This window comes from Ponticaulis koreensis DSM 19734, assembly GCF_000420665.1.
GTDB classification, from domain to species: domain Bacteria; phylum Pseudomonadota; class Alphaproteobacteria; order Caulobacterales; family Hyphomonadaceae; genus Ponticaulis; species Ponticaulis koreensis.
On record NZ_ATVJ01000001.1, the window covers coordinates 1,280,903 to 1,296,617 of the forward strand.

Annotated in this window: 18 protein-coding genes; 10 read left to right on the forward strand and 8 right to left on the reverse strand. The window is 55.3% G+C overall.

Translation table 11 applies throughout. The features are described 5' to 3' along the window. Nucleotides 1–240: 240 nt before the first annotated feature. Nucleotides 241–1,707, forward strand: coding sequence for a dicarboxylate/amino acid:cation symporter (locus G523_RS18365; RefSeq protein ID WP_081648728.1), 1,467 nt, complete (start codon nucleotides 241–243; stop codon nucleotides 1,705–1,707). 83 nt (nucleotides 1,708–1,790) lie between these two features. Then, complete coding sequence (locus tag G523_RS0106675; protein WP_022694261.1) at nucleotides 1,791–2,213, forward strand: hypothetical protein; 423 nt, start codon at nucleotides 1,791–1,793, stop codon at nucleotides 2,211–2,213. Nucleotides 2,214–2,371: 158 nt separating this feature from the next. Here the strand turns inward: G523_RS0106675 and G523_RS0106680 are convergent, their stop codons facing one another. Further along, the gene (locus tag G523_RS0106680) at nucleotides 2,372–2,845 is read right to left on the reverse strand and encodes a hypothetical protein (RefSeq protein ID WP_022694262.1); all 474 of its coding nucleotides are present in this window, start codon (nucleotides 2,843–2,845) and stop codon (nucleotides 2,372–2,374) included. Between the two features lie 237 nt (nucleotides 2,846–3,082). Here G523_RS0106680 and cysS point away from each other — a divergent pair, with 237 nt between their 5' ends. After that, the gene (gene cysS, locus G523_RS0106685) at nucleotides 3,083–4,471 is read left to right on the forward strand and encodes a cysteine--tRNA ligase (protein WP_022694263.1); all 1,389 of its coding nucleotides are present in this window, start codon (nucleotides 3,083–3,085) and stop codon (nucleotides 4,469–4,471) included. 119 nt (nucleotides 4,472–4,590) lie between these two features. Further along, nucleotides 4,591–5,145 (forward strand): hypothetical protein, encoded by a 555-nt coding sequence (locus tag G523_RS0106690; RefSeq protein WP_022694264.1) that lies wholly within the window; start codon nucleotides 4,591–4,593, stop codon nucleotides 5,143–5,145. A gap of 79 nt (nucleotides 5,146–5,224) precedes the next feature. On the opposite strand, the gene G523_RS20860 is transcribed toward G523_RS0106690, so the two are convergent. Both G523_RS20860 and G523_RS20865 read right to left on the reverse strand, forming a co-directional pair. Then, nucleotides 5,225–5,389 (reverse strand): hypothetical protein, encoded by a 165-nt coding sequence (locus G523_RS20860; protein WP_022694265.1) that lies wholly within the window; start codon nucleotides 5,387–5,389, stop codon nucleotides 5,225–5,227. 98 nt (nucleotides 5,390–5,487) lie between these two features. After that, nucleotides 5,488–5,658, reverse strand: coding sequence for a hypothetical protein (locus tag G523_RS20865; protein ID WP_022694266.1), 171 nt, complete (start codon nucleotides 5,656–5,658; stop codon nucleotides 5,488–5,490). A 147-nt stretch (nucleotides 5,659–5,805) separates the two neighbouring features. Here G523_RS20865 and G523_RS18370 point away from each other — a divergent pair, with 147 nt between their 5' ends. Both G523_RS18370 and G523_RS18375 read left to right on the forward strand, forming a co-directional pair. After that, on the forward strand, nucleotides 5,806–6,354 hold the full coding sequence (locus G523_RS18370) for a phosphoglycerate mutase family protein (protein ID WP_022694267.1): 549 nt from the start codon (nucleotides 5,806–5,808) through the stop codon (nucleotides 6,352–6,354). Between the two features lie 145 nt (nucleotides 6,355–6,499). Further along, on the forward strand, nucleotides 6,500–7,849 hold the full coding sequence (locus G523_RS18375; protein ID WP_022694268.1) for an aspartate aminotransferase family protein: 1,350 nt from the start codon (nucleotides 6,500–6,502) through the stop codon (nucleotides 7,847–7,849). Here G523_RS18375 and G523_RS20870 read toward each other — a convergent pair. The 3 genes from G523_RS20870 to G523_RS0106725 are packed head-to-tail and all read right to left on the reverse strand — an operon-like array spanning nucleotide 7,846 to nucleotide 10,429. Continuing rightward, nucleotides 7,846–8,004, reverse strand: coding sequence for a hypothetical protein (locus G523_RS20870; protein ID WP_022694269.1), 159 nt, complete (start codon nucleotides 8,002–8,004; stop codon nucleotides 7,846–7,848). The two genes, G523_RS18375 and G523_RS20870, sit on opposite strands and share 4 nt — an antisense overlap. Next, nucleotides 7,997–9,034 (reverse strand): cytochrome d ubiquinol oxidase subunit II, encoded by a 1,038-nt coding sequence (gene cydB / locus G523_RS0106720; RefSeq protein ID WP_022694270.1) that lies wholly within the window; start codon nucleotides 9,032–9,034, stop codon nucleotides 7,997–7,999. Before cydB ends, G523_RS20870 begins: the two co-directional genes overlap by 8 nt. Before the next feature lie 3 nt (nucleotides 9,035–9,037). Then, entirely contained in the window at nucleotides 9,038–10,429 is a 1,392-nt protein-coding gene (locus G523_RS0106725; RefSeq protein ID WP_022694271.1) for a cytochrome ubiquinol oxidase subunit I, read from the reverse strand. A 171-nt stretch (nucleotides 10,430–10,600) separates the two neighbouring features. On the opposite strand from G523_RS0106725, the gene G523_RS18380 reads away from it, so the two are divergent. Together G523_RS18380 and G523_RS0106735 are read left to right on the forward strand one after the other, a co-directional pair. Further along, nucleotides 10,601–11,044, forward strand: coding sequence for a MarR family winged helix-turn-helix transcriptional regulator (locus tag G523_RS18380; RefSeq protein ID WP_022694272.1), 444 nt, complete (start codon nucleotides 10,601–10,603; stop codon nucleotides 11,042–11,044). Nucleotides 11,045–11,100: 56 nt separating this feature from the next. Next, nucleotides 11,101–11,712: an exopolysaccharide biosynthesis protein gene (locus G523_RS0106735; protein WP_022694273.1), complete on the forward strand. Its 612-nt coding sequence runs from the start codon at nucleotides 11,101–11,103 to the stop codon at nucleotides 11,710–11,712. A 6-nt stretch (nucleotides 11,713–11,718) separates the two neighbouring features. Here G523_RS0106735 and G523_RS0106740 read toward each other — a convergent pair whose 3' ends face one another. Next, nucleotides 11,719–13,158, reverse strand: a complete 1,440-nt coding sequence (locus G523_RS0106740) for an AMP nucleosidase (RefSeq protein WP_022694274.1) — start codon at nucleotides 13,156–13,158, stop codon at nucleotides 11,719–11,721. Nucleotides 13,159–13,267: 109 nt separating this feature from the next. On the opposite strand from G523_RS0106740, the gene rfbC reads away from it, so the two are divergent. After that, entirely contained in the window at nucleotides 13,268–13,846 is a 579-nt protein-coding gene (rfbC, locus tag G523_RS0106745) for a dTDP-4-dehydrorhamnose 3,5-epimerase (RefSeq protein ID WP_022694275.1), read from the forward strand. On the opposite strand, the gene G523_RS18385 is transcribed toward rfbC, so the two are convergent. Beyond that, complete coding sequence (locus G523_RS18385) at nucleotides 13,821–14,735, reverse strand: sterol desaturase family protein (RefSeq protein WP_022694276.1); 915 nt, start codon at nucleotides 14,733–14,735, stop codon at nucleotides 13,821–13,823. The genes rfbC and G523_RS18385 overlap by 26 nt on opposite strands. Before the next feature lie 136 nt (nucleotides 14,736–14,871). Between G523_RS18385 and cysQ the strand changes: the two genes are divergently transcribed. Continuing rightward, a complete protein-coding gene (gene cysQ, locus G523_RS0106755) occupies nucleotides 14,872–15,699 on the forward strand; it encodes a 3'(2'),5'-bisphosphate nucleotidase CysQ (protein ID WP_022694277.1) in 828 nt (275 codons plus the stop codon). Nucleotides 15,700–15,715: the final 16 nt, after the last annotated feature.

Below are 15,715 nucleotides of genomic sequence, written 5' to 3' on the forward strand. Positions count from 1 at the left end.
TTCCATATTATGCTCTGTCGAGCAGGAATAGCGTCTCTTAGAAATTGAAATTTCGCCAGATGAGAGAATCAAAAATATCGAACAGAAATAGAAAAGTGATTATTTACAATGTTCTGCATCTATATTAGTGTGATTAGTTGCGCTGATTTCGCAATCTGTTTTCCCTTGATAGTTGAGCGTTGGTGGTTGATTCTTCAGGGAAAATTGAAATTAACTATAGCGGATTGATTTCTTGCGGTTTTGTCGGCGACAATCCGTCTGATCCCGCTGACGGACGAAATGTGTAGTCTTTCGGCCAATACAGAGCTTGCGTATCACAGCCGGAATGTCATGCCACAAACCCGTTTTACTTACCGCCGTCTGAGCCATCGTCTGGATGCGCTGATCCGTGGCCGTTTGTGGCTGCAGGTGATCCTGTCGCTGATATTTGGTGTTTCTTTCGGGCTGGTGTTGGGACCTGATCTGGCGCTCATCTCGCGCGAGACCGCAGAGCTGATTGGCAAATGGGCGGCCTTGCCAGGCAAGCTGTTTCTTGCAGCGATCCGGATGGTCATCATTCCACTGGCGGCGAGCTCTATCATTCTGGGTATTGCAGGCACGGGCAGTAGTGACGCGCTCAAATCTATCGGTCGCAAGCTACTGCTGTTTATTCTGTCGACGACGGTCGCTGCCTCTGCCATCGGCCTTGCGCTTGCCCGTATGGTCAGGCCCGGTGGTGCCGGTGGTGTCGCAGTGGAACCGCCGGTCGCGCCGCGTCTGCCTTTTGTGACGCCCGATGCGCCGGAGCCAAGCTCTGCTTTGCAGGATATGACGCGCGATATTCCCGACATGATCACCAATCTGATCCCGCAGAATATAACGGCCTCTCTTCTAGAGCAGGACATGCTGGCAATTGTGGTCTTCTCACTCTTCGTGGGTATCGCCGCCGTAATTGCCGATAACAGGGAGCTCACCCGTCCGCTGGTTGCGCTGTCTCAGGCCATGCTGGAAATCAGCATGACGGTAATCCGTGTCGCAATGCGTTTTGCGCCGCTGGCTGTGTTCGGCCTGATGGCTGAAACCATGATGGCAAGCGGTGTCCAAACCCTGATGGACCTCGCGGTGTATTGCGCCATTGTTCTCGCAGGTCTGCTCGCTCTGCTTTTGCTTTATCTGATAATTGCCACTGTGTTCGGGCGTATTGGGCCTGGCGCGTTTCTAAAGGCCGTCGGTCCGGTACAGCTTCTTGCGTTTTCGACCTCCAGCTCAGCAGCTGTGATGCCGCTGACTATGAAAACAGCTGTCGACAAGTTGAAGACGCCGGCCTCACTGGCAGGCGCTATCATCCCGCTTGCATCCACTGTGAACATGGCTGGCACTGCGCTTTATCAGACGGTGGCGATTGTGTTTCTTGCGGATATTGGCGGGGCCAGTCTGTCATTCGGCGATATGGCGCTTGTGATGATTACACTGACCGGAGCATCTATCGGCGCGCCTGCTGCGCCAGGCGCGAGCATCGCAATCCTGTCAGCGACAGCGGCGAGCTTCGGGATTCCGCTGGCAGGCCTGCCATTGGTTCTGGGTGTCGACCGTATTCTCGATATGGCGCGCACCGCGGTGAACGTGACGGGCGATCTGGTACTGTGCCGTATTTTGTCGCCCAAGGCAGAAGTCGAGCCGGAACCAGCGGAGCCAGACGATACGGGCGCGACGACAAAACAGAGCTGACGCGTATTTGTCACAAAACCATATTATTTAAAGGGGTATTTCTGTTGTGTATCCATTAGAACTGCTGGTTTTGGGGATTGGCTATGTATCTTCGGGTTGCTGCTCTTTCAGGTATTCTGTTTCTCACATCCTGTGACCTGTCACCGGATTCTCCGCATGGCTTTCGCTTGCCTGATGGTGACGCTGAGGTTGGTCGGATCGTGTTTGAAGAAAAACAATGTTCCAGCTGTCATATCATCGAAGCTTGGCCGGAACTGCGTGAGGGCGTTGAGCCTGAAATGGATGTACGTATTGGCGGTATGCAGACGCGTATTGCCACGCAAGGCGAGCTTGTCTCCGCGGTTATCAATCCGAGCCACCGGATTGCGCGGGGCTATCGCCGCGAGCCATATGTCAGCGGGGGCGAGTCGTCTATGCGCACGGTGAATGAAGATCTCACCGTGGCTGAGCTTATCGATCTCATAGCTTTCCTGCAGGGCGAGTACGAAGAATTCCCGGATTATTGATCCCCGCCTTTAGGCCTGTCTCGATTGAGCAGCTATCTCATGCTGCCGCAGTTGCCAGACTGGTTTTGGAACCTTTGCCTGCAAAACAGCGCAGGGCGGTGGTTGACTCGCCCGAGGCATTGAGTGCTGCCTGAATGAAACGGTTCGGGTATCGTGGATTAATTCGCGTCGTTTGCTGGATAGCTAACCGTCATGAAGGACTGCCAGTCGTTTGCTGTGACGGACCAGTCCTCAGCAGACATTCCATCGTCTGAAAATTCATAGCGGGACTTTCCGACGGGGGTATCGGTTTCGCCCCAGGTGACCTCCAGCGCGCCGTCCAGCCAACTGCCTGTGAGGCGATGAATATTGCCCTGACTGTCTTCCCAATAGCCTGTCACGTCTTCGCCATCCACGCGATAAACGCCCCTCCCGGCGAATATGGTGTCGCCTGTATCGGCGTGTGCAATGCGATAGTCCTGTACGTGGAGATGGGGGCTCAGGCCTTCACTCCAGACCGAGGTGCAGACAGCGGGTATGCCCCAGGCATCACAGCTGGCTTCAAAGCTCTGGATGGGAAGATCAGCCTGGGCGGACAGGGTGAGACAGCTGCTCATCCCCATTAAAGCGGTAACGCGTGTAAATGGTTGCATCTTTGGTCTCCTGTTAATCAAAGGTTACGCCAGATCGGGTGCGAGTGGAATAGGGGAGAATGTTCCTGCTCGGTCGCGAAGGCTGGTATCCCTGCCTTTGAACATATAACGTGCGTGATGACGCGGGAGGAGCGAGGAACTCGTATCAGGTCTGAGTTAGAAATTATCCTCCGTCGATCTCAGGACCATACAGAAATCGTTATTCCCCTCTTCACCATCCTGAATTAAACACCCCTCATGACACTTCGCATCTATGACACTATGGCGCGTGAGAAACGCGTGTTTGAGCCTCAGGACCCTAAGCGCATCACAGTCTATGTGTGCGGACCGACGGTTTATAACTATGCCCATATCGGCAATGCGCGCCCGCCTGTGGTGTTCGATGTTCTGCGCCGTCTGCTGAAAGACATTTACGGGCGCAGCTCTGTCGTGTTTGCGCGCAACATTACCGATGTCGAAGACAAGATTATCAAAAGCTCTCAGGAAACTGGTGAGAGCATTGCTGATATCACGCGCAAATATGCCGATATCTACAATGAAGACATGGCGAGCCTGAATGTGCTCGCGCCGGATATCGAGCCCTGGGCGACCAGCCATATCGACGGCATGATCCGCATTGGCGAAAGCCTGAAGCGCAAAGGCTATGCCTATGTCACCAAGGATGGCCTCTATTTTCAGGTCGACCAGATGGAAGACTATGGCAAGCTCTCCGGTCGTCGTCAGGAAGACAATGAAGCTGGTGCGCGCGTCGCTGTAGACGAGGGTAAGCGCAACCCATCCGACTTTGCTATCTGGAAGTTTGCCAAAGAAGGCGAGCCGGAAGAGGCGATCTGGGACAGCCCGTGGGGCAAGGGTCGTCCGGGCTGGCATATTGAATGCTCGGCCATGATCAAAGCAGAGCTTGGTGACACGATCGACATTCATGGCGGCGGTATCGACCTTCAATTCCCGCACCATGAAAACGAGATTGCCCAGTCTGAATGCGCGCACGGCGAAACGCTGGCCAATTACTGGATGCACAACGGCTTCCTCGACATGGAAGGCGAGAAAATGTCCAAGTCCCTCGGCAATGTGAAACTGGTGCATGATCTGGTGAAAGACTGGCCGGGCGAAGTGCTGCGCTATGCGTTGCTGTCTGGTCATTACCGCGCGCCGCTGGACTGGACGCGGGACCTGCTGGAACAGTCCAAGACGACGCTTGATCGGATCTATGGCGCGTATCGCCGGGTCTGGGGTGACGGCAAGCCGGTGGCGGACAACCGTCATGGCGTGCGCGACAAGCTGATGGATGACCTCAACACGCCTCTGGCTCTGGCTGAACTCAATGCTCTGGCGTCCGAAGCGAATAAAGCAGCTGACGAGAAGAACGAGCAGGCGATGGAAACCGTCCGCAATATGATGTTTGACGCGGGGCAGGCGCTTGGCCTTCTCTCCAAGACTCCGATGGAGTGGGAGCAGGGCGGCGATGGCGACGACAATGCCCGCATTGACGGCCTCGTTCAGGCGCGTCTCGATGCCCGTAAGAATAAGGATTGGGCCGAGGCCGACCGTATTCGTGACGAGCTGAAAGCGGAAGGTATCGAGATTATGGACGGCGCAGGTGGCGCGACCTGGAGGCGGGTTTGATTTACGTGAACTGTACAAAAATCTGCGGAAAATATCAATTTATAATAAAACTCCTATAGCTATGCAATTTAAGACGTAGTAGGGAGGTGGCCTCGCAAAGTTGAACCTTGGGGGTTGATATGAAACTAAAATTTTTGTTCGCGGCGCCGCTTGCGCTGCTGGTTGTGGCTGCTTGTGAGACGACTTCCAGTCGTCCATATCAGATGTCTACAGAAAATGTGCTCGCCGCTCAGCAGGCGCTTGAAGGTAGTGATGCGAAGTTTAATGTTGGATCATTCAGCGCTGCTCAAGGTGTAGACGAAGCTCCAACTTGCCGAGCTTTGGGTACAATTGAAGTCGCACCTGGTCAGTCGCCTGTCGATTACATTCGTGAGGCGCTTCAGACGGAGCTCTTCGCTGCAGATTTGGTCGCCGCCAACGGCACAGCGATCACCGGTGTCGTCGAAACGCTTCAATTCAACTCTTTCGGCACTGGTAGCTGGGATGTTGCGCTGCAACTTTCGTCTCCTGCGATGCCAGAAGGTTATAGCGTCAGCACACATTACGAGTTCTCGACCAGCTTCAGCGCAATCAACGCTTGCCAGAATGTAATTGATGCGTTCCAGCCTACAGTCGCTAGCTTGTTGAATGCTGCTATCAACGATCCACGATTTGCTCAGCTTGCCGGTGAGTAAGTCGAAATCGTACGCTTAAAACAAAACACCCGGCTATTTGGCCGGGTGTTTCTGATTTGGGGTGTATAAAATTTTTCGCTCAGGCAAAGAAGCGCATCAAAACATACGCGAGACCGCCCCAGAAAAGTCCGTTCACCAGAAGGCAAAAGAACAGGGTGCGGCGGACGCTCCATTTTCCATCAGCTTTGCGGTCGTCTGCGCGACTGACGGGTACATATGCCGGAGGGGACGCTGTTTGGGTCATTGTTTCCTCCGCCTCTTGTGTGAGGTGTGTATGTTGAGTTGTATGCGCGTATTTTACCAAAATGTCAAATAAGCACTAAGTCTAATTCTTTGAGGGTTTCAAGCGCCCGGAAGGCCGCCGGAAAACATCAGGCCTAGCAAGCCCCAGACGGCAAATCCGCCTGCAACCATAATGATTGCGGTCGCCCAGTCTTGCACGGTGATCGGGTCATCTATCCGTTCTGTCGTTTGGCGTTCGGTATGTGCGTCAGACAGTGTCACGTCGCTCATTGTATCCTCCTCAGGCTTTATCTATTCTCACAGCGGGAAGGCCCGCACATGGGTGCTTGAAGGTCAGGATAACCGAATCCGCCTAATAATGGAATAACACTTATTCATTTAAGGCATGATCATTATCAGAAAAGTCGGGGCGTTTACATGATCGCGAAGATAAAACGTGCGGGATTTCAGGTTCTGCTCGCAAGCGTGGTGCTCGTGGCAGCCTGTACTGCGCCAGGTTTGCAAAACGCCTTTGCAAGCAGTCCAACGATTTTTCTGGTTCGCCATGCCGAGAAAGAACCGGGCTTTGATCCTGTGCTCACCTCTGAGGGCGAAGCGCGCGCCGAACGACTTGGTGAGATCATGGATGAACTGGGCGTGGACGCCGTCTGGTCATCAGATACGCGTCGCACCCGCGCAACGGCCGCGCCGGCGGCAGACGCAGAAGGCCTGGAAGTCCAGATCTATGATCTCGACGCAATGGAAGAATTCGCTGACACGCTTCGCAATTCGTCTGGCACAATACTGGTGCTCGGCCATTCAAATACCACGCCAGTGCTCGCGGCTATGCTTACAGGGCGCGACGAAGGCCCATGGTTCGATGAGGCTGATTATGAAAGCCTTTTCCGGATTGAATTTAACCGCCGCGGCGAGCCGCTTTCATTCCAGATGAGTTATGACGCGCTGGAACGTTATGCCTTCGACTGATAATTCCCCGCTTCGGATTTAACCTTACTCTGCCAGAAATGAGGCATATGCGTTTTGTGACTGCCTCAGAGACCTCCAGAGATTGCGGAGACTGAGTGAGTCCGGCGATGTGGAACCCTCGCGCGAATAGTGGGTGGTTTCGCAAATGGCAGTGCAACACAAAGTGGATACGACTTACGGGCTGGATGTCCTGAAACATTCGATCCAGCGTGAAGAACAGGTATATCGCACTCGCAATCCCGGGAGTGAAGAGCAGTTCCGCCGGGCCAAGCGCTGTATGCCGGGCGGTACGACACGCTCAACCGTCTACTATCCGCCATTTCCGCTAACGATCGAACGTGGCAGCAAGGGCCGCGTCTATGATGTAGACGGGCACGGCTATCTGAATTTCGTTGGCGAGTACTCGGCCGGTGTTTACGGCCATGATGATGGCATGACGCGGCGCGTGCTGGATGCAATTGCGCGCCATGGCACACTGCTCAGCGGTCCGACGCGGCATGAAGACTTGCTGGCGCGCCTGCTGTGTTCGCGCTTCGGGTTTGAGCAGGTTCGTTTTTGTAATTCTGGTACTGAAGCTAATCTTCTCGCACTTGGGCTCGCACGTAATGCGACAGCCCGCACAGGCGTTCTGGCGTTTTCAGGCGCCTATCACGGCAGCTCTCTTGTGCTGATGGAAGGGCGCGATGCGCTCAACATCCCGATTGATATAACGCTCGCTGAGTATAACGATATTGAAGGCACGCGCGCGCTGATTGAGGCAAACGCGTCCGAGCTGGGTGCAATCCTTGTCGAACCGATGCTCGGTGCCGCGGGCTGCATTCCGGCAAAGACCGAGTTTCTGCAAATGCTGCGGGAGATGGCGGATAAGCACGCCATCGTTCTGATCTTTGACGAGGTGATGACCTCGCGTCTCGGCCCTGCTGGACTGCAAGGCGTTGTGGGTGTTCAGGCAGACCTGACCACGCTCGGCAAATATATCGGGGGTGGTTTCTCCATGGGGGCGCTCGCAGGGCGGCGCGATCTGATGGCGCGCTTTGATCCGGCTTCGGGCGATGCATACCTTCCACATGGCGGAACGTTCAATAGCAACGTCGCGTCTATGATTGGCGGGTATATCGGCCTGTCGGATTATTTCACTGAAGAAGAGGCGGTTCGCCTGAATGCGCGCGGCGATAAGCTACGCAAGACGCTGAATGAGGCTGCACGCGATCTGGGTGTCCCAGTGCAGGCGACCGGTCGTGGCTCGATCATGAATCTTCACCTGAATGACGGAGATATCACCCATCCTTCAGACCTGGATGTTGCGGGGGCGAGCGAGTTTAAGCGTCTCTTCCATCTGCATATGCTCAATCGCGGGATTTACGTCGCCGCGCGAGGCATGACGACGCTCAACCTCAATATGCATGAGGCCTATATCGCGGCGTTTGAGGATGAGTTCTCCCGGTTTATCGAACTCTATGGCAAAGACCTTGCCGCCTGCGTGGACGGGGCTTAAAGCCCCAGAAGGCCGCGCAGAATGTAAGCGGCGAGGATAACCACCGCGCCGCTTGTCACGGCGATGCCCATGAACCACGCAAGACGCGGCGCGATAGGGGCTGGTTTGCTTTCTGTGTTGTCTTCGGGACCAACAGGCTCAAAGATCTTAGTCATGATAACTCTCTTCCGGGTCTACTTTCCCCCAGAAGAGGGAGTAGACGTAGATTGTGTATGCCAGAATGACCGGCAGCATGATCGATGCGCCGACCAACATAAGTTGTAACGCATTGTCCCGTGCTGCGGTTTCCCAAATTGTGAGCTCAAACGGCACAAGATACGGGAACAGGCTGATGCCGAGGCCGAGATAGCCGGTCAGAAAGAGCGCTGCAGACAGCACCATTGGCCGCCAGTCAGGCGCTTTGTCACCCAGAATGCTGAGGTCCCGCCAGAGCGCGACAAGTAAGAGGCCAGCGAGCAATGGGATAGGCGCGAGCGGCAGGAATTTACCAAACTCGATTGCCTGCATTGTCACACCCCAGCGTTCTGTCACGCGCGGATCGATGGAAAGCGTTGCAAGGCTGATCGCGGCCATGGCGAGTGCCACGAAAAGGGAAGACCGGCGTGCCCAGGCGCGTGACCATTTTTGTAGGCCGCCTTCTGTTTTCAGAACCAGCCAGGATGACCCAAGCAGCACATAACCGCCGGTCACGGAGAGTGCGACCAGCAATGTGAAAGGTGTCAGCCAGTCAAATGTGCCACCCGCAAAACTGCGGCCATCAACGCTGACGCCCTGAATGAAGCCGCCGAGGATCAGACCTTGGGCAAAGGCGGCGAAGAGAGACCCGTAGGAAAAGGCACCATTCCAGAAATGGCGGGTCGTCGTACGGACGGCCTTGTGACGGAATTCGAACGCAACGCCGCGGAAAATGAGCGCGGCGAGCATTAGAAGAACCGGAATATAGAAGGCCGGCATCAGAATGGCGTAGGCGAGCGGGAAGGCCGCAAACAGGCCGCCGCCACCCAGAATGAGCCAGGTCTCGTTACCATCCCAGACGGGCTCGATTGTGGCCGTCATCAGATTGCGTTCTTCGTCAGACTTCGCAAATGCCGTAAGGATACCGATGCCGAGATCGGACCCGTCCAGAAGGACGTAGAGCATAACCGCGGTGGCGATGAGCAAAGACCAGATAAGTGGGTAATCCATGGCTCAGGCCTCCTCTGCCTTGTCTGTGACGGATGCAAGCGCAGAGCCGGGCGCGCGGTGTTCGCGAACGGGTGGATCGGTCGGGTCATCGTCAAAGCCGCGTGTTGCGATGCGGGCCATATAGATGACGCCTGCGGTGAAGATGATCGCATAGACCACCATGAAGACGATCAGTGACGTGGCAACAGCTGCCGGTTCGACTGGTGAGATACTGTCTTCGGTTCGAAGGAAGCCATAGACGGTGTAGGGCTGGCGACCGACTTCGGCGACAATCCAGCCAGTGATAACGGCGACGAAGCCCAGAATGCCAGTTGGGACTGCCAGCCAATGGAACAGGCCAGGTTTTTCGATGCGCTTCATAGCCCAGAGCGCGACGCCCCATCCGCCCATGAACAGCATGATCATGCCGGCACCAACCATGATGCGGAAGGACCAGAAGACAGGGAAGACAGGTGGCCGCTCATCTTCAGGGAAGGCATTCAGCCCCTGAAGAGGTTCATCTGTATTGAACAGATACGGGCTGGTGCCGGGGATCATGATCTCGGCGATATTGCGCTCGTTTTCTGCATCTGGAATCGCAAACAGGATGGTGCCCTGCACGTCGCTGGTTTCCCACCAGCCTTCCATCGCGGCCACTTTTGCGGGCTGGTAATGGTGAGCGACTTCACCAGACCAGTGACCGGCCCAGATCTGAAGGGGCATAAGCAGAAGAAGCGTGCCGGACGCCATGCGGATCTGCCAGCGAGTCGGCTCCGTCACGCGGCCACGGATGACCTGATACGCGCCTGCAGCCAGAACAACAGCCGCCGTGGTGATAAAGGCAGCGAGCATCATATGGACATAGCGGGACGGGAAGCTCGGATTGAAGATCACTGCCCACCAGTCCGTCGCAAAGAAGTTGCCGGTCTCAGGATCAATGTCGAAGCCGACAGGTGTCTGCATCCAGCTGTTTGCAGACAGGATCCAGAAAGCAGAGATGGACGTGCCAATCGCGACTGCGCAGGTGGCGACGAAGTGGAGTGTGGGGCCTACGCGCTTCCATCCGAACAGCATCACACCAAGGAACGTCGCCTCGAGGAAGAAGGCCGTCAGCACTTCATAGCCCAGGAGCGGGCCGATTACACTGCCCGCTTTGTCTGAGAAGACGGCCCAGTTCGTGCCGAACTGGTAGGACATGACAACGCCGGACACGACGCCGATACCGAAGGCGAGGGCGAAGATTTTCACCCAATGCAAATAGAGGCGCTTGAACACCTCTTTCTTCGTGAACAACCACAAACCCTCGGCGACAGCCAGAAAGGCTGCCAGACCAATCGTGAAAGCAGGGAACATGATGTGGAAGGCGACCACAAAGGCAAATTGCAGCCGCGACAGAATCAGTGCGTCGAATTCCATAAGAATAACTCCTCACCGATTTGGGTAACATATTTTAGAGGCCTCTAATATGTTACAGAGTGCCACTGAGGCGGAATATCTCGCAAACAAAGTGGGGTATTTCGACTGGAAACAAGCTGTAAAGGAATCGTGCTATTGCTTCATGAGTGAAGCCTTTCAAGGAGCACATTCATGTCCTCTGCACGTCGCGCACGCGTTTATCAGAAACTGCAGGCTGCAAGCCACTGCGTTCAGAAAACGGCCGACCGGCTTGTACAGGAGGCTGGACCGCTTACCACGTCTCAGGCTGCGGCGCTTTCAGTGGTGGCAGGGTTTGCGAGCTGTAACCAGCGTATGATTGCCAGCCAGCTTGGCCTCAATGAATCTGCCGTGACGGCGATGGTGACGCGTCTTATTCGGGACGGGTTTTTGACGCGCGCGCGATCAAAGACCGATGCGCGCACATGGCTTCTGACGCTGACGGATTCTGGCCGTGAGGCACTCCAGTCGGTGAATGGCCCGTTCGCGGAAATCAATGATCGGCTGGAAGCGGTGCTGACCGAGGCTGAAATCAACCAGCTAGCTGATATGTTGAAGCGCCTTGCTGACAGCTTCGGCGAAACAGAGCAAAGCTGACGGCAATCAGGCTCGCCCGGTGGACAGAGCCTTTCAAATCTGAACGAAGTGATTTCATGAGCGCTACAAATCCTTCTACGCTTTGCCGGTTGTTTGATCGCCTTGTCGAAGAGACTGAAGGCGATACGGTGTCCGTTGTCCGGCTGATGAAGATTGTAGGGCCACGCTCTTATGGTCCGCTGATCATGTTGCTGGGTTTTATCTCGGTAAGTCCGCTCACAATCATTCCCGGCGCAACATGGCTGGTGGCTTTGCTGACGCTTCTGATTACCGGCCAGATCGTGCTCGGCTTTGAGCGTCCCTGGGTGCCGAAGAAGATTCTCGAATTCAAATTCAATCGGGAACATCTTCTGGCCGGCGCGAAAGGTGCGCGCGGCTGGGCTGAAGTGTTCGACCGCATTCTTCGTCCGCGCTTGTCTTTCCTGACCCGGAAACCGTTTTTGCAAGTCGTGGCGCTGATGTGTGTTGCCGCAGCTTTGGTGACATTTCCGCTTGGCCTCGTGCCGTTCGGGCCGGTTCTGCCGGGGCTGACGATACTTGTGTTCGGTCTCGGACTGATGGCGCGTGATGGTATTGTTATTCTGCTCGCCAGTTCAGGCCTGATCGGGTCGTTTATTCTGGTGACACGTCTTGCGTCCCGCTGGCTCGATCTCGGCTGGTTTGGCTGAGCTTGCTCATCTAAACGGCGGCTCGTCGAAGGAACGCAGCTTGCGTGAGTGCAGGCTTTCTGCGCCTTCGTCAGCCATACGTTCGAGCGTGCGAATACCTATCTGGATATGTTCGCCAATCGCGCGGGCATAAAACGCATTTGCCGCACCCGGCAGTTTGATCTCGCCGTGCAGCGGTTTGTCCGAGACAACCAGCAGCGTTCCATACGGTACGCGTAGGCGATAGCCATTGGCCGCAATCGTTGCGCTTTCCATGTCGATGGCGATCGCGCGCGACAGGTTGATGCGCTTGGCGGAGGCTGTGTAGCGAAGCTCCCAATTCCGGTCGTCCGTCGTGACGACGGTACCTGTGCGCAGGCGCTTTTTCAGGCCTTCGCCGCTTTCGCCTGTAACATCGACAGTCGCCTGTTGCAGCGCGACCTGAACTTCGGCAATCGGCGGAACCGGAATATCCGGCGGCAGCATATCGTCAAGCACGTGGTCATCACGCAAATAGGCGTGGGCTAGAGCATAGTCTCCAATGCGTTGCGAGTGGCGCAGGCCACCGCAATGGCCGACCATGATCCAGCACTGCGGACGCAGCACAGCGAGGTGGTCTGTAATCGTTTTGGCGTTGGACGGGCCAACACCAATATTCACCATGGTGATACCCTGACCGTTTTTGCGGCGCAGGTGATAGGCTGGCATCTGGAAGCGGCGCCAAGGCGCGTTCTGGATTTTCTCCATCGCATTTTCTGTGTCGGCGAAGACTTCTACGCCGCCCGCTGCAGACAGGCTTTCATATTTGTCGTCTTCCTTGAGACGCTCAACGGCCCATTCAGCAAAGGCGTCGATATAGCGGTGATAGTTGGTAAAGAGCACATAGCTCTGAAAGTGCTCGAATGGCGTGCCGGTATAGTGCTTCAAACGCTGGAGCGAGAAGTCGGTGCGCGGCGCATCGAATAGGGCAAGCGGCTTGGTATCGTCGACGTCGAAGAAGTCCCCGTCTGCGATTTCGTCACCGATAGAGACGAGCTGCGGCGTTGGGAACCAGCGCGCGATATCTGCCGCCAGTGACATATCCAGCCCTTCACCCTGGGAGGCTTCCCAGACATAAGGATACGGAATTTCCTGTTTGGACGGGCGCACTTCAAGTTCGACATCATAGTCGCGCAGGATCGGCTCCAGCTGCTCGCGCAGATAGGTCTCGAACACTTCAGGCTGTGTGATTGTTGTTGTGTAGGTGCCGAAATCGGAAAATTTGCCGAAAGATCTGGAAATCTGCGGGACCGCGCTTTCCGAGTAATATTTTACGACAAGTTCAGGGTAGCAGAACAGGCCTTTGGCGCGGGCGGCGCGATCCGGGATCGTGCCATTCTCCGCGAATTCGGTGAGGGCTGTTCGGAGGTTTTCGCAGGCTGTCGTATACAGCCGGTTCAGTTCATCAATTACAGTATCAATTTTCATGTATGGCTTTTAGTGCGTTCGGAGGATTCGGGCAAGAATGCGCGGGATTGAAACTTTGTTCAGATCGGGCAGATAGGGTCGTCAGAACGCATTCAAACGGGAGCATGGCATGGAAATCGAACATCTGGACCTTCCAGGATTGATGCTTGTGACGCCCCGCGTTTTTGAAGACGGTCGCGGAAGTTTCTCAGAGATGTTCAACGAACGCGAGTTTCAGCGTCGGACTGGCGTGGATTTTCGCGTGGTACAGGTGAACCGGTCCGTCTCTGCGCAGATCAACACCATACGCGGCCTTCATGCGCAAATGCCGCCGGATGCGCAGGCTAAGCTTTTGCGTGTCGAGCATGGACGTATTCTGGATTGTGTCGTCGATATACGTCGTGGGTCGCCCACCTATCTCGGATCCGTCACGGTAGAACTTTCAGATGAAGACGATGCCCAGCTGTTCGTGCCGAAAGGCTTTCTGCATGGGTTCCGGACGATGGAGCCGAATACGCGGGTGATCTATAAGGTCGATGCCCATTATAGCCCGCAGACGGAACGTTCGATCCGATTCGACGATGTTGATCTTGGTTGTGACTGGCAGCTGGTTGGCGGAGAAGAGCTTTACCTGTCGGACAAAGACCGTGACGGAATGGCCTTTGCCGATCTCGATAATGCGTTCACCTATCAGCCGGTGCGGATGTAGATTGAGCGGCCAGCCAGTCGCGGCGGATATCTTCGCTGCGGGTATGTCGTCCATCAGGTGACCAGCCTGGTGGATTGACCGCGCGCTTCACCCAAGTGAGAGGCTTCAGACCGTCCGACGCGCAATCGCGTACCAGTCCGACAAATTCGTGAAAGGCGATCCAGACCGGATTGTAGGATTTGATCGGCTTTACAATCCCATACACAGGCTCTTCATTCGGGTCTTCTTCGATGAAGGTGCCGAACATCTTGTCCCAGACAATGAAGACACCTGCGTAATTCATATCGAGATATTTCGGGTTGGTTGCATGATGCACCCGGTGATGGCTCGGCGTGTTCATAACCGCTTCAAACCATGACGGCATGCGGTCAATCACCCGGGTATGAATCCAGTACTGGTAAACAAGGTTCAGCCCCGCAACAAAGCCGATGACCAAAGGATGAAAGCCGAACAGGATCATCGGCAAGCCGACCAGAATCAGCCCGGTGAAAGGCCCATACCAGGGCTGGCGCACCGCTGTGGTCAGATTGTATTCCTCGCTGGAATGGTGGGTGATATGCTCCATCCAGAACCAGCGGACACGGTGCGCAAAACGGTGCTTCCAGTAATAGGTCAAGTCGTAGAGCGCAAAGGCGAGTGCCACCGACCACCATGTGACAGGAAACTCGAAGACGCGGTAATTCCAGACCCACATGAAAAGGACGATGCCAAGAAAGCCCGTCAGAATATCCATGCCAAGATTGCCAAGTCCCATCGCGATAGATGCGAGGGCATCCTTCGTCTCATATCTGCCAGTCGCGCGGCGCGTTTTCACAGCCCACCATTCAGCAATGATGGTGATCAGAAAGAAGGGCACGGCATAAAGAACAGGGGACGGAAACTCAGGCATTATTTTCTTGTTTCTGGGCGTTTCGTATCGCGACTGTGCAATCTGATCAGAAGTCCGACTTTCTGCCAAGCCTGACCTTGCGACACGTCGAATTTCGCGCTTAGTGCCGTTTAGTTGTTTATTCAGGGGACAAAAAATGGGTGACATTATTTCGCCGAGTGCGGAGCTTTCAGACAAGCTGGTGAAAGCCGCCATCGATGCAGGCGTTGTGATCATGGAGGTCTATAACGCAGCCGACGGGATCAATACTGATACCAAGAGCGATGATTCACCCGTCACTATTGCCGACCAGAAAGCCGAAGACCTCATTCTGAAGGTGCTGAAAGAGGTCACGCCGACTGTACCTGTGCTGGCCGAAGAATCAGTGGCTGCAGGCAATATCCCTGATGTGGGGGAGCAGTTCTATCTGGTGGACCCGCTCGATGGCACAAAAGAGTTCATCAAAAAGGGCACAGACTTCACTGTGAACATCGCGCTCATCCTGCATGGCCGTCCGATTATGGGCGTGGTCTATGCTCCGGCGCGCAATCATATCTGGGTTGCTGAAGGTCCGGCAACGGCGTGGGAAGCTGATGTTGCACCGGGAGGCGACGTGCCAGCCGAGGCTGATCGCAAACCTCTGAAAATTCGTAAACTGCCTGAAGCAGGCGTGACGGCGGTTGCCTCCAAAAGCCACCGCACACCGGAAACAGACGAGTTCCTCGGCAAGTTCAATGTCGCCGAACTGGTCTCCATGGGCTCGTCTCTCAAATTCTGCATGATTGCGGCAGGCGAAGCTGATCTCTATCCGCGCCTCGGTCGCACAATGGAGTGGGACACAGGCGCAGCGCATGCGGTGATCTCTGCTGCCGGCGGCCGTGTCTTGACGCTTGAGGGAATAGACCTCACTTACGGAAAAAAAGAGCGCGGCTATGACAATCCGCATTTTGTCGTTTATGGTGATTTAGAGCCGCCGACAGCGTGATCTGGTCTGACGGCTG